This is a genomic window from Pseudomonas sp. PA27(2017) (genome assembly GCF_001945445.1).
Taxonomy (GTDB): Bacteria; Pseudomonadota; Gammaproteobacteria; order Pseudomonadales; family Pseudomonadaceae; genus Aquipseudomonas.
In genome coordinates, this window is record NZ_MSXW01000026.1 from 106109 (window position 1) to 126909 (window position 20801).

Consider the following 20801-nt stretch of genomic DNA (forward strand, 5'->3'; position numbering starts at 1 on the left):
CAGCTCCACAGCAGCCGCACCCGCGGGGCGACCTTTCATGACAATTTGCGCGCGGGCTGGCGCAACAGGATCCACAGCAAGTAAGGCCCGCCCACCACCGCGGTGATCACCCCGACGGGAATCTCGATGGGCGCCAGCCACGTGCGCCCGACCCAATCGGCAACGGTCATCAACAGCGCGCCCGCCAGTGCCGAACAGAGCACCGGCACGCCACGGTGGCCGCCCAGGTAGCGGGCCATTTCCGGTGCGGCGAGCGCCACCAACCCCACCGGACCGGCCACGGCGACCGCCAGGGCGGTGAGCAGCACCGTGGTGATCAGCGTCAGCAGGCGCATGGCCTTCAGGCGCACGCCCAGGCCTACTGCCACGCTGTCGGAAAAGCGCATCAGCTCCAGGCGCTGGGCCAGGTACTTGACCAGCGGCAGGCTCAGCAGCAGGCCGGCGCCCAGCAGCCACACCGCCTGGGCGGGCCGCGCGTTGAGGCTGCCGACCGTCCAGGGATAGGCGACGTTGGCAGCGTCGATATCGGCTCGTGCCAGCATCAGGTTGGTCAGCGCGCCGAACACCGCGCCCACGGCGATGCCGACCACGATGAAGCGATAACCCCGCGCACCGGCGCCAGCGCTCAACCCGAAGGCCAGCACCGCGGCCGTGGTGGCGCCGGTCAGCGCCAGGGCGGAAGGCGCCAGGGTGGTCGGCACGGCGACGATGGACGCCACCGCGAAGGCCGTGGCGCCGTCATCGATGCCGATCACCCCAGGTGTGGCCAGACGATTGCGCGCCAGGGTCTGCAGCAGGCAACCGCCGATGCCGAACGCCGCGCCGGTAAGCAGGCCGGCGATCAGACGCTGCAGGCGCAGTTCCTGCACCAGAAACACATGCATCGGCTCGCCCTGACCAAAGGCAGCGGCCAGCGCCGTCCACGGCGACAAGCCGGCGGCGCCGGATGCCAGGCTGATACCGGTGATGATCACGATGACCAGCGAAAGGCCCAGGGCGGCGAACACGCCGCGGCGGTCGAGCAGCACGCGCAACGAGCCGAGCGCCAGCAACCAGTAGCCGTTGGGCGCTTTGAGTGCAGTCGCTGCTTTCATAGGGTCGGCAACCTGTGGCTGCGCACCACCGCGATCAGCACCGGCGCACCGATCAGCGCGGTCACCACGCCGATCGGCAGTTCGTAGGGGCTGACCAGCAGACGCGAGAGGATGTCGGCGAACAGCACGATGATCGGCCCGAGCAGCAGCGACAAGCCGATGGTGCGGCGGATGTCCGGCCCCACCAGGCGGCGCGCCACGAAGGGCACCACCAAGCCGACGAAGGCCATGGGCCCGGCCGCCGCCGTTGCGGTGCCGACCAGCACGGCGACGCCGAGCAAGGCGCCCAGACGGGTCAGACCGGGGTGATGGCCGAGACCGGTGGCCATCTTCTCGCCAAGGGCCAGGGCCGCCAGTGGACGAATCAGCGGCGCCAGCAGCAACAAACCGAGCAGCAGGCCAGGCGCGCTCCAGGTCAGCACGTCCTGGGGGCGACCTGCCAGGGCACCGATGATCCAGAAGCGGATCTCGTCGGAGCTGCGCTGGTCGTGCAGCAGAATCAACGTGCTGATCGCGGTGAGGATGCCCGAGAACGCGGCGCCGGCCAGCACCAGGCGTACCGGGTCGTCACCAACGCCGCGCACCTGGGTGACCAGCAATACCAGCAGGCAACCGGCCATGGCGCCAGCGATGGCCACGCCGAGGTTCAAGGTGGCCGCGCTGGCGCCCAGGCTGATCGCAACGACCACGGCGAACGAGGCTCCGGCGCTGACGCCGAGCAGACCGGGCTCGGCCAATGGGTTGCGGGTAGCGGACTGCAGCACCACGCCTGCTGCACCCAGGGCCACGCCGACCAGCACACCGAGCAAGGTACGCGGCAGGCGCAGTTCGAAGAGCACGAAGCGCGCCTCGTCATCCACGGCGCCAGCCAGCGCCGACAGGCTACGCAGGATGCCCACCTCCCCCGCACCGATCAGCAGGCTGGCGACGCACAGCAACGCCAGGGCAGCACTCACCCACGCCAGCGCAGCGGCTAGCGTCAGTCGAGCGGTTTTTGCCGCGTTGCTCATTGCGAGGCGACGGCCTTCTCCACGTCATCGAGAATCACGTTGGCAGCCAGCGGGCCTGCGCCGCTGCTCCAGATCTGCCCGTCGACGCTCTGCACATGGCCACTGCTGACCGCCTTGAGGCGCGCGAACGCCGGCTGCTGGCGCGCCTGTTCCAGCGCCTTGTCACCGTCGGCGTTGAGGGTGGCGAGAAACAGCCAGTCGCCGTCGATGCGCGACAGGTTCTCCAGGCTCAGGGCATCGCTATGGGGCTTGCTGGTCAGCTCGGCGGCCATGGCCGTGCCCTTGAACCCAAGCTGGCTCAGCAACTGGCCGACGAACAGATGTTGTGACATCACGCCCGGCCCCTGCGGGCTCCAGCGCACCACGGAAGCGACCTGGCCCGGCTCGATCTTGCCCTTGAGGCCTTCGATGCGGGCATCCACCGCGGCGATGGCGGCCTTGGCCTCGGGCTGCTTGCCCAGCGCCTGGCCATAGAATTCGACGTTGTGGCGCCAGTCGGAGAAGGAATTGCCCTTTGGCACCAGGGTCGGCGCGATCAGGCTGAGTTTCTGGTACTGATCCCGGGTCAGCTCCGGCGCCGCCAGGATCAGATCCGGTTGCAGGGCGAACACCGACTCCAGGTTGGTTTCCCGTGCGGTACCGACGATCTTCATGTCGCCTGCCTTGTCTTTCAGGTACGTCGACACATCGCTGCCGCCGCGGGTGGCCACGCTGCCCTGCGGTTTGACGCCGACCGCCAGGGCTACGTCCAGCGCATTCTCGCTCAGGGTCACCACGCGCTGGGGCGTGCCGTCCAGCTTGATCTCGCCGTAGGCGGTATCCAGGCTGCGCGACTCGGCCAAAGCAGCGCCCAATGGCAACAGGGCGAACAGGCCAGACAGCGCCAGCAGGCGCGAGCATCGAGATAGGCGAGCGATCATCAACATATCCTTTCTTCAACGGTAAAACGTGCCACCGCGTCTAATGACCGTGGCACGGCAGCGGCAATACTGCCGCACAAATGCGTGGGATTTTCATTTACATATGTAAATCCCGGGCGATTCACTTCGAGATCCAGCGGGTAATCACCTCGTCATCCCCGGCACTCAGGCGCAGCGCCGGGCCCAGCGAGGCAGGCAGCATCGGCCCATGGCCCAGGTCGGCGTAGCGCTTGTAACGAACCGGGCCGTGGCCGGCAGTCGCCAGTTGCTCGGCGAGCCGTTCGGCGGCATTGGCCGGCAGGGCCGCAACGGCTTCACGGCGGGCACGTACCTGCGGGTCTTCGTTCTTGCCGGCTGGCGGGCGTTCGCGAACTGCGCCACCGGTCAGCAGCGTCAGGTCGAACGCTTGCGGGCGGGTGAGAAACGCCCGGGCTTCCTGAAGAATGAAGCCGCCCTGCCACCACAACGACGGATCGGCGGCGATATAACGCTGGAAGCTCGCCGGCCGGGTGAACAGCGCGTGCAGCGTCAACAGGCCACCATAGGAATGCCCCCACAGGCTCTGGCGCATCAGGTCAATGGGAGCCTGCGCCTGCACCAAGGGCTTGATGCGTTGCTCGATCAGGTCGAGAAACACGTCCGCCCCGCCGCCCAGTCGCTGCCGGGCGATGTCGTCGATCACCGGCTCGCCACCTGGCAAAGGCGGCGTGTAGTCGTAGGCGCGCGCCGTCACGTCGAAGCGCAGGTCGGTGGCGTAGCCGATGAACACCAGTACCGGCGGCCCGCGCCTGGCGAGATCGGCCAGTTGCGCCTCCTGCAAGGCGCCCAGCGCCGCATTGCCATCGAGCAGATACAGCACCGGATAACCTGCCCGGGGCGCTGCCTGCACGGGAGTGGCGATCCAGATACGGTAGTGGCGCTGGCCATCGGCCGAGGCGAGTTCGTGCCGGCTGAACCGGTAATGGGGCGAACCACGATCAGCCAGGGTCGGGCCCAATGGCTGGGACAGATCAGGCTTGGCCATGGCGGCTCCGCTGATCGCCAGCAGTACCAGGATAATGCTGAGCCATCGGTTCATGAGCCCACCACGCCGAGCTGTTGCCAGATTGGCAAGGTATCGCGTTCGAAGCGGCTCAACTGGGCTTGCAAAGACTCGGCCGGGTTGTCCAACGGCTGCCAGCCGACCTTGCGCACCAAAGCGTCCACGGTCTGGCACAACAGCGCGCCGCGCAGCGCCGGATGGTCGAGCAGCACACGCGCGGCAGCCATTTCGAGGAAACTCGCGGCCAACCCAGAGCCTAGGCTCGGCGCCGCCAAGTGGGAATAGCGAGCGCCCGCCAGCACACGCTCACTGATCACTCGGTTGAAGGCCTGACAGCCTGCCACATTGATCTGCCCAGGCAGCAATGGGTGCACATAGCCTGCCGCCGTCAGCGCCTGAAGCGCCGGACTGATGCTACCTGCCTGCCCAGCCAGCGCCGGCAGCCGTAACAAACCGGGAAAACTCTGTGGCCGCTCGGCCAGCGCTTGAAGGATCGGGGAAAACAGTGACGCCGCCCCGTCGACCGCACCGATGCGCGTCTCGAACGTCACGCCACCTTGGGCTGGCGCACCAGGTAACGCAGCCACCACCTGATCGAACAACGCAGCCTTGTGGGCGTACTCGTCCAGCTCCTGTGCATCGCGCTGGTAGAGATCCCGGCGCTGGGTCTGGTTGCGAGCGAGATCCTTGAACGTCTCCCGCAACGCAGTGCCCTGAAGGCCAGCCAGTTGCTGGGTCACATTGGCTGGCAGGGACAGATCGTCGATGTTGTCCATCAGGCTGGCGCTGCCCATGTACCCAGTGCCACAGGCTTGGAATGCGGCCATCACCTCAGCGACCGGCAGCGTGTGCCAGTGTTCGTTGAGCAACTCATGGGCGAGGTAATGTGGATCATCCCGCAGGCTGCGCTCCACATAGGCCGCCACCTGCCGGTCATGGGCGAACAATCCTGCGCCACTCGCCGCTAGGCGCTGCAGCGCGCGCAGCGACTCGACGACGCGCTGCGCCGAAGTGCCTGACAGGGTCTGGGCGTATTGCTGGACGAAACGCCGCGGCGCCGCAAAGAAATCCAGCCCCGGCTGGGCCATGTAGCCGACGAAGGCGATGCCGCCAGGCTTGAGCTCGCGCTCGACGAACTGGCGCAAGCGCTGCTGATCCGCTGTCGACACCCAGGAGTAAATGCCGTGCAGGATGACGAAGTCATAACGCGGCGTTGCCGCAGCTTGTTCGAGCATGCCCTGGAAACTGTTTTCGACGAATTCCACATTGGCCACACCGGCAGCCTGGGCCAGCGCCTTGGCATGGGCGATATGTTCAGCGTTGAAATCCACGCCGACGAAATGGCCCTGGGGATTGGCGACAGCTTGTAGCAGCGTGGCGAACCCCTGGCCGCAGCCCAGCTCGCAGGACACGAAAGGCTGGCGCAGATCAGGGCTCGGGCGCCCCAGCGCACGCGCGGCGAAACTCAGCCATATCGGCGTGGTTTCGCGCTGGAAGAAGTGTGGATAGGCGACGTCGGTGATGTAGTCGGCAGTCATCGGGCTCAATCCGTTTCGATGCAAAAAACCACCGCCCTGATCGGGGCGGTGGCCTGGGTACCGCTAATCAGAACGAGGCAGTTGCCGACACATAGAACGCCCGGCCCGGCTCGTTGTAGGTGTTTGCACCTTCACCGCCGGCAATGCTTTCACGACGAATCTGTTTGTCGAGCAGGTTGTTGATACCGGCGCCGAAACGCCAGTTATCGTTCAGCTCGTAGTTGGCGCTGAGGCCCACCAGCGTGTAAGGATCCCTCGCCCGCAATGCATCACCGGTGGCGGCACTGCCCTGACTGGTCAGGCGCCGGGGTTCCTGTTTGCCGTAGTGGGTGACGATCAGCGAGAGATCCAGGGCTTGGGTCACGCTCCAGTCGAGCATCGAGTTGACGGTGTACTTGGGAATCACCGACAGCGGTTCCCCGGTGCTCTTGTTCTTGTTCTGGATCATGTAGGTGAAGTTGTTGCTCCAGCTCAGCGTCTCGCCCTGGTTGCCCAGCAGCGGAATGGTGAGGTTGCCCTCCCAACCCGAGACGATTGCCTTGGGCGCATTGACCCACTGGTAAACCTCGGCGTAATTGCCTGCGCCCGGAACCACCTGAATGGGATCGGAGCCGTCGCCCATTCCAGCCACGACCTTGTTCTTGTAGTCGTTGTGGAAATAGGTCAGCCCTGCAATCCAACCGGCGTCGTCGAAGGCGATGCCCAGTTCCTTGTTGATACTGGTTTCAGCTTCCAGGTTGGGGTTGCCCAGGATGTAGCAGCCACCACCACCGCCCGAACCGTCCGGGCAACCGTTGCCCTTGGTAAAGTAGATATAGTTGGGGTTGGACTGATAAAGATTGGGCGCCTTGAACGCCTTGGCAACGCCACCCTTGAGGGTGATGGTGTCGGTCAGCTTGTAGGCGCTGTTGAGACTGGGGCTCCAGTTATTGCCGAAGATGCTGTTGTCGTCGAAGCGCAGCCCGGGGGTCAACGTCCAGTCGGGGGTCAGCTCGATGTTGTCTTCGATGTAGAGCGCGTAGTTGTCGGCATCCGACTCGCCACTGCGGGTACCCGCAGCGAAGCCCGGCAGCGTGACACCGCCGAACGACGAGGCCTGGCCATTGGAGTACGGGTCGTTCAACTCTTCACGTACATATTCGCCGCCGATGGTCAGCGTCTGGTGGAAGCCCAGCTCCAGCGGCAGGTTGAGCTCGCCGTGCAGGCGGTAATTGTCCAGCTCGGAGGTCGATTTGTCTTGCCCGCTGATACCGGTTTCCGGCCCGCCGGCCAGCGCCTCGGCCATCCGCCGGTTACGGGTGTTCTCATAGGAAATGCCGACCTGCGAAGTACCGATGTCCCAGTCGCCACGGTGGGTGATCGCCGCAGTCTGACGGTACATGGTGTTGGTTTCACGGCCCAGCAGCGTATTGGTGTTGCCCACCGTGCTGGGGTGATCCTGGGCACGCTCACCTGCGTAGATGTTGCCCTGGCGACTGAAGCCGGTTTCGAATTCGAGGGTCTGCTGCTGGGTGACGTCCCAGCGCAACAACGTGTTGATGTCCTTGTTGCGCACCCCTTCACGTCCCGCTGGCGCGGGGTTGGAGCCCACGGCGTAGCCGTCGTTCAGCGCGGCATCATCGGCGTCGGTCTTGTTCAGGTTGCCGTAGACCCGAAACGACAGGTTGTCGGTCAGCGGCCCTGCGGTATTGAAGCTCAAGCGCCGGGTAGCGCCCTCGTCACTGTTTTCAGGAATGTTGGTGTAGGCAGTGACCGACCCCGATACCGTCTTGCCGGGCGCCTTGGTGATGATGTTAACCACCCCGCCAGCCGCGCCCGAACCATAACGGGCAGCTGCCGGGCCACGCAGTACTTCGATACGTTCTATCGCCTCGGCCGGCACCCAATTGCTGTCGCCCCGGCCGTTGCGCTCACCGGAGCGACCCATGCGCACAGCGTTACGCGAGGCAACGGGTCGGCCGTCGATAAGAATCAGGGTGTTTTCCGGGCCCATGCCGCGCAGGTCGATCTGTCGGCTGTTGCCGAACTGCCCGCTGGCGCTGTTGCCGGTCAGGTTGACGCCCGGCATGCGGCGGATGATTTCGGACAGGTCGTTGGCCGGCGGGTGGCGCTGAATATCGTCAGCCGTGATGATCGATACCCCGGAGGCCTGCTTGAGCTCCTGCTCAGCGGTGCCAACGATCCGCGTTTCGCCGATCTCCAACCCGTGGCTGCCCTGCTCCACCTGCAGCCCTTCGCTGGCCGCCGCTTCATCGAGGGTGATTTCGGTGGTTTGCGCAGTCACTGCAGCCGGTGCACTGAACGACACCACGATGGCCGTGGCCAGCAGACTCGGTTTGTATTTCGGATTCATCGACGTCCCCATACCGCATATTGTCAGGCCCAGATGGGCGAAAACGGCGGTAGTGAATCTCCTGAAGGCGCTCCCTAGAACCTTCCCGCCGCGATAACGGCGCAAATGATAGTTAATGTCATATGAGAGTAAACTTCATTTACAGTCTATACATTTTGTTGCGGCACTTCCCTCGCTGGCAGCAACAGGTGCATCTGCAGCCCGCTGCCTGGTGGGCTTTGCGCCCACAGGCGACCGCCCTGCAGGGCGATGGCACTGCGCGCGATGCTCAGGCCGAGACCGAAGCCACCGTCACCGGGGCGGGCGCTGTCGAGCCTCGCGAAGGGTTCGAAGATGGTTTCCAGGTAGCGCTCATCGATACCGGGGCCTTCATCGACCAGGCACAGATGCCAGCAGTCGCCCTCTCGAACGCCGGTCAGGCGCACCGTTCCTGTGGGGGGTGAATGGCGAACGGCGTTACGCAGCAGGTTTTCTAGGGCCTGGGCCAGGCTGGTCAGGTTGGCGTACACCGTGCAGTCTTCATCGACCTCGAACAGCAGGCGCTCGCCAGGCCAGCCGGCTTCGAAACAGGCGTCCTCGACCAGCATGTCCCAGAGTTGCAGCACGCGGATCGGCTCGCGGGCGAACTGCGGGCGCTCGGAATCCAGCCAGGCCAGCTCCAGGGAATTCTCCACCAGGGTCTGCATGATGGTGATTTCCCGATCGAGCCGCTGGCGCAGCACCTGCGGGTCGCTCTCGCCATCGCTGGCCACGCGCAGACGGCTCAGCGGCGTACGCAGCTCGTGGGACAGGTCGCGCAGCAAGCGCCGCTGATACACCACGGTGCCCTGCAAGCGCTCGGCCATGTGGTCGAAGGCGCGCCCCAGTTCACCCAACTCATCCTGGCGGGAAGCCACCGGCGCACCCACCCGCGCACTCAGATCGCCAGCGCTCAGGCTGTTGGCCTGACGGCGCAGGATCACCAGCGGTGCGATGAGCCAGCGATACAACAGGGTGCCCAGCAGAATCGCCAGGCCGGCCGGCAGCACGCTGCGCAGGAAGACATTCCACAATGGGCTGGCGTTGCGCGGGTCCAGGCGCGGCGGCAACTCCATCACCAGGCGCCCGTCGCCATCACTGAAGGGCACGTAGAAAACTGGCTGTCCGCCGGGACGGCCGACCTTCTGGTCGAGCCGGCGCACGAAACTCAGGCGCAGTTCTTCCTCCTCGCTGAGCGGCATGGAAGACAACGGCCGATGCTGCTCATCGACCACCACGACCCAGACCCGTTCGCGCTGATGGAGGTCTTGCAGAAACGCGTCCAGCCCGATCCGCCCCCGCTCACGCCAGGCCGCTTCCGCCTCGTGGGCGAACTCGGTGAGTTCCTCCCGGCTGCTGGTGGAAAGCGTGGACATCGAGTCGTACACCCGCTGTTCCAGGTCCAGGTGCATGCTGACGATCAGCAGGCAGAACAACGCCAGACCGACGATCAGTTTCCAGAACAGCGAATGCCGGCCCGGCACCTCAGGACTCCCGGGCCGTCAGCACGTAGCCCTTGCCCCACACCGACTCCAGGCGCTTGCCGCTGTAGCCGATGCCCTTGAGCTTGCGGCGCACGTTGCTGACGTGCATGTCCAGGCTGCGGTCATGCTGGGAATAACCGCGGTGCAGCACGTGCTGATAGAGAAAGGCCTTGCTGAGCACCTCCTCGGCATGTCTGGAAAAGGTTTCCAGCAGCCGGTACTCGGTCGAGGTGAGCGTGGCCCACTGGCCGTCATGGCAGACGTCACAGCGATCCTCGTGAAAGGTCAGGGCATCGGCCGGCAGCGGTGGTTGCCCGCGGCGCTCGTAGGCCACCCGACGCAGAATGGCCTCGATGCGCACGCTGAGCTCGCCCAGGCTGAATGGCTTGGGCAGGTAGTCGTCCGCACCTTTGCTGAAGCCGGCGATGCGATCCTGCTCGGCACCCAGGGCGGACATCAGGATAACCGGCACGTGGCGCTGCTCGCGCAGGCGTTGCAGCACGTCAAGACCGTTGCTGCCGGGCAGCAGGATGTCCATCAGGATCAGATCGAAGTGCTGCTCCTGGGCCAGGCGCAGGCCTTCGCTGCCGTCGCGACTCAAGGTCACGTCGAAACCGCAGCCGTGCAGGTGCGCTTGCAGGTGGGAGGCCAGGGCGGGGTCGTCTTCGACCGCAAGAATACGGGTGGCAGGTGTGGCGGGAAGCGTCATGGCAACGTGGCTCTGAAAAGCGAATGCGAGCGATTCTACCTTTTGCCCAAGCGCCCGTAACCCGCCTCACGACGGGCAAGCGTCGCCCGGCCGGAATCGCTACACTGCCTGGCATCGTCGAAAGGGGGCATTGCGTGTTCAAGGATATCGGCATCAAGGGTCGGGTACTGATGCTTACCCTGCTGCCCACCAGCCTGCTGGCACTGGTACTGGGCGGCTACTTCATCTGGATGCAGCTCTCCGGCCTGCAGGCGCAACTGCTGCAGCGCGGCCACATGATCGCCGAACAACTGGCGCCGCTCGCCGCCCCCGCCCTGCTGCACGGCGACAAGAGCTTGCTGCAGCGCATCGCCACCGAAGCCCTGGAACAACCGGACGTACGCGCGGTGACCTTCCTGACCACGCAAAGCGATCGCCTGGCCCATGCCGGCCCGAGCATGCTCAACGAGCGCCCGGTGATCGACAGCGACACCGTGGACATCGCCGAACACAGCAGCCAGGACGCGACCCGTTTCCTGCTGCCGGTGATGGCTCAGCACCTGACCCTCAGCGGCGAGGAGCGTGCCAGCACCGAGGCCGAGCCGATCGGCTGGGTGGAGCTGGAACTGTCGCACCACAACACCCTGCTCAGCGGCTACCGCAGCCTGCTCACCAGCCTCCTGCTGGTGGTTACCGGGCTGATCATCACCGGCCTGCTGGCGCTGCGCATGAGCCGCAGCATCAACGACCCGCTGCTGCGCATCAAGCATGGCGTGGCCCTCCTCAAGGACGGCCATCTGGAAACCCGTCTACCGCCGCTGGGCAGCCACGAACTCGACGAACTGGCCTCGGGCATCAACCGCATGGCCGAGTCACTGCAGGCCGCCCAGGAAGAAATGCAGCACAGCATCGACCAGGTCACCGAAGACCTGCGCCAGAACATGGAAAACATCGAAATCCAGAACATCGAGCTGGACTTCGCCCGCAAGGAAGCCCTGGAAGCGAGCCGCATCAAGTCCGAGTTCCTGGCCAACATGAGCCACGAGATCCGCACGCCGCTCAACGGCATTCTCGGCTTCACCAACCTGCTGCAGAAAAGCGAGCTCAGCCCGCGCCAGCAGGATTACCTGAGCACCATCGAGAAATCCGCCGACAGCCTGCTGAGCATCATCAACGAAGTGCTCGATTTCTCGAAGATCGAGGCCGGCAAGCTGGTGCTGGAAAACATCCCCTTCAACCTGCGCGACCTGCTACAGGACACCCTGACCATCCTCGCGCCGACCGCCCACGAGAAGAAGCTCGAACTGCTCTCGCTGGTCTATCGCGACACGCCGGTATGGCTGTCGGGCGACCCGCTGCGCCTCAAGCAGGTGCTCACCAACCTGGTCAGCAATGCCATCAAGTTCACCCGCGAAGGCAGCATCGTCATCCGCGCCATGGTCGAGGAAGAAACCGCCGACCGCGCCCAACTGCGCATCAGCGTGCGCGATACCGGCATCGGCCTCGGTGAGGAAGACTTGCGCGCCCTGTTCCAGGCCTTCAGCCAGGCCGACAACTCCATGTCGCGCCAGGCCGGCGGCACCGGCCTGGGCCTGGTGATTTCCAAGCGCCTGATCGAGCAGATGGGCGGTGAAATCGGCGTGGACAGCACGCCGGGCGAAGGCTCCGAATTCTGGGTCAGCCTGAACCTGCCCAAGGCGCGCAGCGAGGCCGACGAACAGCCCCGGGCCCTGGCCGGCCGCCGGGTGGCGATCCTCGAAGCCCACGAACTGGCCCGTCAGGCGCTCCAGCACCAGCTGGAAGATTGCGGCCTGCAGGTCAGTGCGTTTGCTGATCTCGGCAGCCTGCGTGAAGCGGTCGACTCGGCCGCCGGCAGCGCTCAACCCTTCAGTTGCGCCGTGCTCGGCGTCACCAGCGACGACCTGCCGCCGACGGCGTTGGGCAGGCAGGTCTGGGCGCTCGAGCAGCAGGGCTGCAAGAGCGTGATGCTCTGCCCCACCACCGAACAGACGCTCTACCAGGACAGCGTGCCGGACTGGCACGGCCAGCTGCAGGCCAAACCGGCCTGCACGCGACGCCTGCAACGCGCGCTGATCGAGCTGGTGGCGCCGCGCCAGGCCCGTCAGGCGGCGCGCCATAACCTGATGCGCTCGCCGGCCATCCTCTGCGTCGATGACAACGCCGCCAACCTGCTCCTGGTGCAGACCCTGCTCGACGACATGGGCGCCAAGGTCACGATTGCCAGCAGCGGCTTCGATGCCCTGGCGATCGCCCAGGAACAGGACTTCGACTTGGTATTCATGGACGTGCAGATGCCTGGCATGGACGGTCGCCAGACCACCGAGGCGATCCGCCAGTGGGAGCATGACAACGCCCGCACGCCAATGCCCATCGTCGCCCTCACCGCCCACGCCCTGGCCAACGAGAAGCGCACCCTGCTGCAAAGCGGCATGGACGACTACCTGACCAAACCGATCAGCGAGCGCCAACTGGCCCAGGTGGTGCTCAAATGGACCGGCCTGACCCTGGCGGGCAACACCCAGGAGCCGCAAGCGGACACCACCGCGGCGCCTGCCACGGCGGTGCTCGACCAGGAAGAAGGCCTGCGCCTGGCCGCAGGCAAAGCCGACCTGGCCGCCGACATGCTCAACATGCTGCTGGCCGGCCTGCCGGGCGACCTGCAAGCCATCCGCCAGGCACGCGCCGACGGCGATCGCAACGCGCTGATCGAACGCATCCATCGCCTGCACGGCGCCACCCGCTACTGCGGCGTGCCGCAGCTGCGCGCCGCCTGCCAGCACAGCGAAACCCAGCTCAAACAGGATCAGCCGATCCGCAGCAGCGGCCTGGACGAACTGGAACAGGCCATCGAACGCCTGCAATGGGAGGAGAAGGATGACGCCTGCTGATTCTGCAACCCTGATCGCCGATGCGGCGGCCGCCGAGCAACTGCCGCTGAGCAAACAGCTCAAAGCCGGCACCCGCCGCAACCACGACACGGTCGACACCCTGGTCATGCAGGCGCGCCCGTTCGAAAGCCTGGTGCGCTACGGCTGCTTCCTGCACGTGCAGCATCGCTTTCACGGGGCGATCAACACGCTGTATGACGACATCACGCTCAATCGCCTGTTGCCAGGCCTGAGCGAGCTGCCACGTTTCGAGGCAGTGTGCGCCGATATCACTGACCTGGGCCTGCCACTGCCACCAACGCCGCCTGCCGTTGCGACCACCAGCACCCACGCCGCGCTGGGCTGGCTGTACTGCAGCGAAGGCTCCAACCTGGGCGCTGCGTTTCTGTTCAAGGAAACCCAGCAGATCGGCCTGAACGGCGAGAACGGCGCTCGCCATCTGGCGGCTCACCCGGATGGCCGGGGCCTGCACTGGCGCCAGTTCGTCGCGCTGCTCGATGGCCTGGAACTGTGCGAAAGCAAACGCGACGAAGCCGTCAGCGGCGCCGTGGCGGCATTCGACTTTTACCGTGCGGCCCTGCGCGAACTGTTTCCCACCATCTAAGAATCTGTTCACGATTTTTTTGGCGACATCAAAAGGCTGCTGCAAGGCAAAAGCGGACATCGATGCATTAGCTGTGGGAGCGGGCCATGCCCGCGATTTTTTGCGCGCATGAACTAGGCGTCCCCGCCCGCTCCCACAGTGAATCGGCGAACGGCCGTTCCCACCACTTAGCTGCCAAAAATCGACGAACCTGTACGCAAGGATTCTGAACAGGTTTTAGCTATCTCGACGCGACGCCGGGCTAACCCCAAGCGTCGCCACCCCGCCCGCCCCGGTCGCGGCCTGTTAGAATGCCCTCCTCAACCGGAGGACCCATGGCCGAACACGATTTTCGCTACAATCTGCTCAACCCCGAACACACCCTGATCGAGTGCCGTGCCCTGGCCCCCGGCCGCTATCAGGTCACCGGTAATGGCGGCTCGATCAAGGGCAACGACACCCTGGTCGTCAGCCTCAAGGGCAGCCGCGACCTGAGCATGCGCCTGTTGGTCGACAAGGTCCGCCATCTGATCAACCCGCCCGGCCAATGGGTCGCCGTCGCCCACGGGCCGGCGTTCACCGAACTGTCGATCTTCAATTGGCAGGTCACCTGCGACAGCTGCGGCAAGCAGCTGGACTTCGAATTCGCGGTAGACAGCGCACTGGGCAAGAAAGCCCAGGCACCTGCCGCCGATGCGCGCCTGGCCGAACTCGGCTGGCGCAAACAGCAGGACAAACACCTCTGCCCTGCGTGCCTGAACAAGGAGGCCTGATGAAACCGCTTCTCGCCCTGGGCCTGCTCGCCGCAGCCTTGGCTGGCTGCGCCGGCAAACCGGTGCACCTGGAAACCGAGCGCACCTACAGCGTGGAATGGATCGGCGAACGCCCGCTGATCGACAACAGTCACCTGACCATCATTCTTGGCGAGGATGGCCGCGCCTACGGCAACGCCGGCTGCAACCACTGGTTCGCCAGTTATCAGCGTGACGGCGACAGGTTGACCTTCAGTGACGCCGGCAGCACCCGCAAACTGTGCGCTCCGGCATTGATGGAGCAGGAAAACCGCTTTCTGCAGAGCCTCGCGACCATCCAACGCTGGGACGTTTCGCCGCTCGACCAGCTGCGCCTGTGGCCGGCCAGCGGCAAACCGATCCGCCTGTGGCCTGACGAATAAGAAAGCGCTATGACCAGGTGAGCAGCCCCGCGCGCCTGGCCATATTCGTTTCTACCGCTGAGGCGTGGTGAACAGATCCAGCTGTTCATGCTTGCCGCGCAGGTCCTGCAAACGCACGCCGACGCCCAGCAGCCGCACCGGCCTGTTGCCACGTGCGTGGGCACTGGTCATCAGCACCCGGTAACTCTCCAGGTCACGCCCAGCGCCGGCCTGCTCCATCGTGGTCTGGGTGAAGTCGTGGAACTTGACCTTGACGAAGGGCTTGCCCGCCCGATAGCTGCCATCCAGGCGCGTCATGCGTCGCTCCAGTTCTTCCAGCAATGCCGGCAGTTGCGCCAGGCAAGCGTCGAGGTCTGGCAGGTCCTGATCGTAGGTGTTCTCCACGCTCATCGACTGACGGCGACTATCTGTCTGCACGATACGCTCGTCGATGCCATGGGCCAGGTTCCACAACCGCTCACCAAAACTGCCGAACTCGCGCACCAGACGCAGCTTGTTCCACTCGCGCAGATCACGGCAGGTGCGTATGCCCAGGCGGGTGAGCTTGTCCGCAGTGACCTTGCCGACCCCATGGAGCTTGTTGACCGGCAACTCGGCCACGAAATCCTCGACCTGATCCGGCGTGATCACGAAGATGCCGTTGGGCTTGCGCCAGTCGCTGGCGATTTTGGCGAGGAACTTGTTGGGCGCCACCCCGGCGGACACGGTGATATGCAGGTCGCTGGACACGCGCCGGCGGATGTCTTGGGCGATACGCGTGGCGCTACCACCGAAGTGCTCGCAATTGGAGACATCGAGAAAGGCCTCGTCCAGCGACAACGGCTCGATCTGGTCGGTGTAATCGCGAAAGATCCCGTGAATCTCCCGAGATACGGCGCGGTAAACGTCGAAGCGCGGCTTGACGATCAGCAGATCCGGGCACAGCTTGAGCGCATGCCCCGAGGCCATGGCCGAGCGCACACCGTAGGCCCGCGCCTCGTAATTGCAGGTGGCGATCACCCCACGCCGATCAGCCGAGCCACCGACGGCCATGGGCTTGTCGGCCAGTGCCGGGTTGTCGCGCATTTCGACCGACGCATAGAAGGCATCGCAATCTATATGGATGATCTTTCGCTGCGCCATAAACCTGAGAGGGCCAGCCGACGGCGGGCGCGGTCGGCAAGAAGGGATGGGAAGCGCACCTTACTGTATATAAGAACAGCCTTCCAGCCCGAGGCTTGCCGTTCATCGTCATCAGACACCGTCACGAAAATGCCATAAAACCGCCCGAGACGCCCGTATGGCAGGGCCTCGGGCGCTTGAAAATGCGCGATTCGCATCGCTAACCAATTGACTGCAAAACGATTTTTCCCAGATAAGCGTTGACAGCACGTCTCATATGAATAGAATGGCGACCGCGGGATGGAGCAGTCTGGTAGCTCGTCGGGCTCATAACCCGAAGGTCGTCGGTTCAAATCCGGCTCCCGCAACCAGATACCCAGAAAGGCCACTCAATCGAGTGGCCTTTTTGTTTTTCTGCTTCCTCGATTTAACTAATTGATTAAAAAGTAGAAATCGATTGACAGAAGCCTCATCCCGTATAGAATGGCCGCCGCGGGATGGAGCAGTCTGGTAGCTCGTCGGGCTCATAACCCGAAGGTCGTCGGTTCAAATCCGGCTCCCGCAACCAGATACTCAAAAAGGCCACTCAATCGAGTGGCCTTTTTGTTTTTCCGCCCTGCCGATTTAACCGATTGATTGAAAACGCAAAAGTCGGTTGACAGTATTCTCTCCATCCATATAATGGCCGCCGCGGGATGGAGCAGTCTGGTAGCTCGTCGGGCTCATAACCCGAAGGTCGTCGGTTCAAATCCGGCTCCCGCAACCACCTTCGAAACGAAAGCCCTGACAGTTCGCTGTCGGGGCTTTTGTTTATGGGCGTTGAAAAAACCGCCTTACCACACGCCCCACGCTGATGGACTAATCTTTCCAAGCGCCTGCCATAGACACCTTGAAGCGGTTCGCTCAAGCTCATACATTGCTTGATACAAAACGGAACTTGGATTCCGCCCTTCAATCTGAGCCGCACTGCCCAAGAGGTATCCGATGCGCGCCAGCTCCGACGCTACTGCCCCACCTTCACTGCCCAAATCTCAACTTCTGCTCTGGCGCCAACGCCTGGATCGATACCGCCAGCCGCTGGGCCTGAGTGTCGCCCTGGCGCTGTTCGTCATCGCGCTACTGGCCTGCCGCCACCTTCTCGATGAGCTAGACCCCAGCGCACTGCATGCCTCCATCCTGGCGGTACCGACCGCGAACCTGTTCGGCGCCGTGGGCCTGACCGTCATCGGCTTCATCGCCCTGCTCGGCTACGAATGGTCGGCCAGCCGCTATGCCGGCGTCAGCCTGCCCGGCCGCACCTTGGCCACTGGCGGTTTCTGCGCGTTCGCCATCGGCAACGCCGTGGGCCTGTCGATGCTCTCCGGCGGCTCGATCCGTTACCGACTCTATGCCCGCCATGCCATCGGCGGCGTGGAAATCGCCCGCATGACGGTATTCGCCAGCCTGTCGTTGGGCTGCGTGCTGCCGATTCTCGCCGCCCTGGCGGCACTGGCGGACCCTGCCGACGCATCCGCCGCGCTGCGCCTGCCGCAACCGATCCTGATCGTCATCAGCCTCGTGCTGCTGGCACTCGGTGCGGGCCTGCTGCTCGTGCTGCATCGCGCGCGCCTGGGCGAACGCCCGAACGCCGATTGCGTGACCGTTCGCGTGAGCCGCCACCTGCTGCGCATGCCAGGCGCACGCCTGACCCTGCTGCAGGTGCTGATCACCTTGGTGGACGTCAGCGCCGCGGCCGGCGTGCTGTATTTGCTGCTGCCCGAAGCGCCGCCGTTCACCACCTTCCTGCTCGTCTACCTGCTGGCCCTGGCCGCCGGTGTGCTCAGCCATGTGCCGGGCGGCGTCGGGGTGTTCGAGGCAGTGCTGCTGGCCGCCTTCGCCAGCGAGCTGGGCGCCGCGCCCCTGGCGGCTGCGCTGCTGCTCTACCGCCTCATCTATATCGTGCTGCCGTTGCTGGTGGCCTGCCTGCTGCTGCTGGGCATGGAGCTGCGCCGGCTGATCAACGCCCGCCAGGCGATCCGCGCTGCCAGTGGCCTGGCCGCGCCGATCCTCGCGCTGCTGGTGTTCATCTCCGGCATGGTGCTGCTGTTCTCGGGCGCTACACCGAGCCTGGACGAGCGGCTGGAGATTCTCGACTTCCTCATACCCCACCGGCTGATCGACGCCTCGCACTTCGGCGCCAGCCTGATCGGCCTGCTCTGTCTACTGCTCGCTCAAGGCTTGCGCCGCCGCCTGTCAGCGGCCTGGGCGATGACCCTGGTCTTGCTGGTGACCGGCGCGATCTTGTCCCTGCTCAAGGGCTTCGACTGGGAAGAAGCACTGCTGCTGAGTATCACCGCCGGCCTGCTGGCGCTGTTTCGCCCCTACTTCTACCGCCCCAGCCGGCTGATGGAGCTGCCCCTCTCGCCCTGGCACCTGGCGGCCAGCGCCTGCGTGCTCGGTGCGTCGATCTGGCTGCTGTTCTTCGCCTACCAGGACGTGCCCTATGAAAACCAGCTGTGGTGGCAATTCGCGGTAAATGCCGATGCGCCACGGGGCCTGCGTGCCGCGCTGGGCTGCGTACTGGTGCTTGGCGTGGTGTTCCTGGCCTGGCTGCTGCGCGCCGCGCCACCGGCCATTACCCTGCCGAGCAGCGAGGAGCTGGACCGCGCGGCACGGATCGTCAAGGCCTCCGACCAGGCCGATGGCGGCCTCGCCCTGACCGGCGACAAGGCCCTGCTGGTGCACCCGGACGGCGACGCCTTTCTGATGTACTCACGGCGCGCCCGCAGCATGGTCGCGCTGTTCGATCCCATCGGTACCACGCAACGGCGTGCCGAACTGGTCTGGCAGTTCCGTGACCTGTGCGACCGCCACCACACCCGCCCGGTGTTCTACCAGGTGCGCGCCGAGAACCTGCCGCTGTACATGGACATCGGCCTGACCGCCATCAAGCTCGGCGAAGAAGCGCGGGTCGATCTCAACCGCTTCGAGCTGGAAAGCACCGGCAAGGCCATGAAGGACCTGCGCTATACCTGGAACCGCGGCCAGCGCGACGGCCTGGTGCTGGAGTTCCATGAGCCCGGTCAGGCGCCGTTCGACGAGCTGCGGGCCATCTCCGATGCCTGGCTGGGTGGTAAGCAGATGCGCGAGAAAGGCTTCTCACTGGGCCGTTTCGATCCGGCCTACCTGAACCGCTTTCGCATCGTCATCGCCCGCGTCGAGGGCCGCGCCGTGGCCTTCGCCAACCTACTGGAAACCGACAGCCGCGACCTCGCCACCCTGGATCTGATGCGCGTGCTGCCCGATGCGCCGAAGCTGACCATGGAGTTCCTCATGCTCGGCCTGATCCTGCACTTCAAGGCCGCCGGTTTCGCCCGCTTCAGCCTCGGCATGGTGCCGCTCTCGGGCCTGCAGCCGCGGCGCGGCGCGCCACTGGCCCAGCGTCTCGGGGCACTGGTGTTCAAGCGTGGCGAGGCGTTCTACAACTTCCAGGGCCTGCGCCGCTTCAAGGACAAGTTCCAGCCTGACTGGGAGCCGCGCTACATGGCTGTGCCGGCCGGGCTCGACCCGCTGGTGGCACTGACCGACACCGCCGCACTGATCGCTGGCGGCTTTACCGGACTGGTGAAACGTTGATGACCCGTACTGCAAAACGTCTATTACCGATCCTCGCGTTGCTGCTGGCAGTGGTTGCCGGCGGCCTCTACCTCTGGCTGCGCCCTCCAGCCGCTGCCAGCCTTGCGCATCATGCGCTGGTGTCCGGCGCTGACCTGCAGGTCGCCACGCCGGGCGGCAAGGTGCAGCGCCGCGTGCTATTGGTGCTGCCGAACGATCAGGTGCTCGATGAAGCCGAACTGCTGGAACTGGCCCAATCCAACCACGCGCTGATCGGTCAATACCCGGCTCAGGCGCAAAGCTGCGACGCACAAGCCAAGATCCTGCAGGACGCCGCCGCGCAACTGGGCGGCCCGCTGAACTTGGTCGCCGGCAGCGAGAACACCGCCATGCTCGCCTGGCGCTGGCTTGCCACGCAGAACGACGACAAGGCCCAGGCGCTATCGGTCGGCTTTTCCCTGGAGAAGCCCGATTGCGCCACGCCGCCACCAACGGGCAGCGCCCATGGCCACTGGCTGGCCGCCTGGAACGACAACCCGGATGACGCCAGCGCCCGCTTCGTACGCGAGCAGGCCAACGCCGAGACCCTGATCGGTGATTACGACACCGCGCCCAAGGCGCTGCTGATCACCCAGGTGCGTCGCCTGCTGCAGGGCGCCAGCGATGATCTGCCGGTAGTCGAGGTGCCGTCCACGCCGCCCGGCGATACGGTCAGCCTGTTCTACTCCGGCGACGGTGGCTGGCGTGATCTGGACAAGGCCGTGGCCGAACAGATGGCTGAGCGTGGCTACCCGGTGGTCGGCGTCGATACGCTGCGTTACTTCTGGCAGCGCAAGAGCCCGGACCAGGCCGCCAGCGACCTCTCCGAGATGATGCGCGAGTACCGTGAAAAGTGGCACGCCAAGCGCTTCGTACTGATCGGCTATTCCTTCGGTGCCGACGTGATGCCGGCGCTCTACAACCGCCTGCCCGACAGCGACAAGAAGCAGGTCGATGCCGTGCTGCTGCTAGCCCTGGCGCGCAGCGGCGCCTTCGAGATCCAGGTAGAGGGCTGGCTGGGCAAGGACGCCGACGAAGCCGCCACAGGTCCCGAGCTGGTCAAGCTGCCCGCCGCGAAAGTGCTGTGCGTGTACGGCACCGAAGAGGCGCCGGAAAGCGGCTGCACTCAGTTGCAGAGCGTCGGCGAGAAGCTGGAGCTGCCTGGCGGCCACCACTACGACAAGGATTACCCGGCGCTGGCCGAACGCCTGATCGCTGCGATCAACAAGCGCCAGCCTGCGGCGCAGTGACTTC

At 65.0% G+C, this 20801-nt stretch carries 15 protein-coding genes and 3 tRNA genes; 9 read left to right on the forward strand and 9 right to left on the reverse strand.

Translation table 11 applies throughout. The features are described from left to right. Positions 1-35 precede the first annotated feature (35 nt). From BVH06_RS14220 to BVH06_RS14255, 8 genes are all read right to left on the reverse strand, one after another. Entirely contained in the window at positions 36-1094 is a 1059-nt protein-coding gene (locus BVH06_RS14220) for an iron chelate uptake ABC transporter family permease subunit (protein ID WP_075934468.1), read from the reverse strand. Beyond that, positions 1091-2104 carry an iron ABC transporter permease gene (locus BVH06_RS14225; protein WP_075934469.1) on the reverse strand — a complete coding sequence of 338 codons (1014 nt, stop codon included), beginning with the start codon at positions 2102-2104 and terminating at the stop codon, positions 1091-1093. Before BVH06_RS14225 ends, BVH06_RS14220 begins: the two co-directional genes overlap by 4 nt. Continuing rightward, positions 2101-3024, reverse strand: a complete 924-nt coding sequence (locus tag BVH06_RS14230) for an ABC transporter substrate-binding protein (protein WP_083652041.1) — start codon at positions 3022-3024, stop codon at positions 2101-2103. The genes BVH06_RS14225 and BVH06_RS14230 overlap by 4 nt, the downstream gene beginning before the upstream one ends. A 121-nt stretch (positions 3025-3145) precedes the next feature. Then, positions 3146-4102, reverse strand: coding sequence for an alpha/beta hydrolase (locus BVH06_RS14235; RefSeq protein WP_075934471.1), 957 nt, complete (start codon positions 4100-4102; stop codon positions 3146-3148). Beyond that, complete coding sequence (locus tag BVH06_RS14240) at positions 4099-5604, reverse strand: methyltransferase regulatory domain-containing protein (RefSeq protein ID WP_075934472.1); 1506 nt, start codon at positions 5602-5604, stop codon at positions 4099-4101. Before BVH06_RS14240 ends, BVH06_RS14235 begins: the two co-directional genes overlap by 4 nt. Positions 5605-5671: 67 nt before the next feature. Further along, a complete protein-coding gene (locus tag BVH06_RS14245; RefSeq protein ID WP_075934473.1) occupies positions 5672-7957 on the reverse strand; it encodes a TonB-dependent siderophore receptor in 2286 nt (761 codons plus the stop codon). Positions 7958-8103: 146 nt separating this feature from the next. Then, positions 8104-9459: a cell wall metabolism sensor histidine kinase WalK gene (locus BVH06_RS14250; protein WP_075934474.1), complete on the reverse strand. Its 1356-nt coding sequence runs from the start codon at positions 9457-9459 to the stop codon at positions 8104-8106. A 1-nt stretch (position 9460) separates the two neighbouring features. Continuing rightward, the gene (locus BVH06_RS14255) at positions 9461-10168 is read right to left on the reverse strand and encodes a response regulator transcription factor (RefSeq protein ID WP_075934475.1); all 708 of its coding nucleotides are present in this window, start codon (positions 10166-10168) and stop codon (positions 9461-9463) included. A 134-nt stretch (positions 10169-10302) separates the two neighbouring features. Here BVH06_RS14255 and BVH06_RS14260 point away from each other — a divergent pair, with 134 nt between their 5' ends. The 4 genes from BVH06_RS14260 (at position 10303) to BVH06_RS14275 (ending at position 14813) form a co-directional block, all read left to right on the forward strand. Then, on the forward strand, positions 10303-13056 hold the full coding sequence (locus BVH06_RS14260; RefSeq protein WP_075934476.1) for an ATP-binding protein: 2754 nt from the start codon (positions 10303-10305) through the stop codon (positions 13054-13056). Next, positions 13043-13660 carry a biliverdin-producing heme oxygenase gene (locus BVH06_RS14265; protein WP_083652043.1) on the forward strand — a complete coding sequence of 206 codons (618 nt, stop codon included), beginning with the start codon at positions 13043-13045 and terminating at the stop codon, positions 13658-13660. Before BVH06_RS14260 ends, BVH06_RS14265 begins: the two co-directional genes overlap by 14 nt. A gap of 314 nt (positions 13661-13974) precedes the next feature. After that, positions 13975-14412, forward strand: coding sequence for a hypothetical protein (locus tag BVH06_RS14270; RefSeq protein WP_075934477.1), 438 nt, complete (start codon positions 13975-13977; stop codon positions 14410-14412). Further along, entirely contained in the window at positions 14412-14813 is a 402-nt protein-coding gene (locus BVH06_RS14275; RefSeq protein WP_075934478.1) for an META domain-containing protein, read from the forward strand. Before BVH06_RS14270 ends, BVH06_RS14275 begins: the two co-directional genes overlap by 1 nt. A gap of 51 nt (positions 14814-14864) precedes the next feature. On the opposite strand, the gene dinB is transcribed toward BVH06_RS14275, so the two are convergent. After that, positions 14865-15935: a DNA polymerase IV gene (gene dinB / locus BVH06_RS14280; protein ID WP_075934479.1), complete on the reverse strand. Its 1071-nt coding sequence runs from the start codon at positions 15933-15935 to the stop codon at positions 14865-14867. A 273-nt stretch (positions 15936-16208) separates the two neighbouring features. On the opposite strand from dinB, the gene BVH06_RS14285 reads away from it, so the two are divergent. The 5 genes from BVH06_RS14285 to BVH06_RS14305 all read left to right on the forward strand — a co-directional run bounded on the left by BVH06_RS14285 (position 16209) and on the right by BVH06_RS14305 (position 20797). Beyond that, positions 16209-16285: transfer RNA gene (locus tag BVH06_RS14285), tRNA-Met, on the forward strand. A 120-nt stretch (positions 16286-16405) separates the two neighbouring features. Continuing rightward, positions 16406-16482: transfer RNA gene (locus tag BVH06_RS14290), tRNA-Met, on the forward strand. Positions 16483-16603: 121 nt separating this feature from the next. Next, a tRNA-Met gene (locus BVH06_RS14295) sits at positions 16604-16680 on the forward strand. 218 nt (positions 16681-16898) lie between these two features. Next, the gene (gene mprF, locus BVH06_RS14300; RefSeq protein WP_075934480.1) at positions 16899-19529 is read left to right on the forward strand and encodes a bifunctional lysylphosphatidylglycerol flippase/synthetase MprF; all 2631 of its coding nucleotides are present in this window, start codon (positions 16899-16901) and stop codon (positions 19527-19529) included. Continuing rightward, a complete protein-coding gene (locus BVH06_RS14305; RefSeq protein WP_075934481.1) occupies positions 19529-20797 on the forward strand; it encodes a virulence factor family protein in 1269 nt (422 codons plus the stop codon). Before mprF ends, BVH06_RS14305 begins: the two co-directional genes overlap by 1 nt. The last annotated feature ends 4 nt before the right edge of the window (positions 20798-20801 follow it).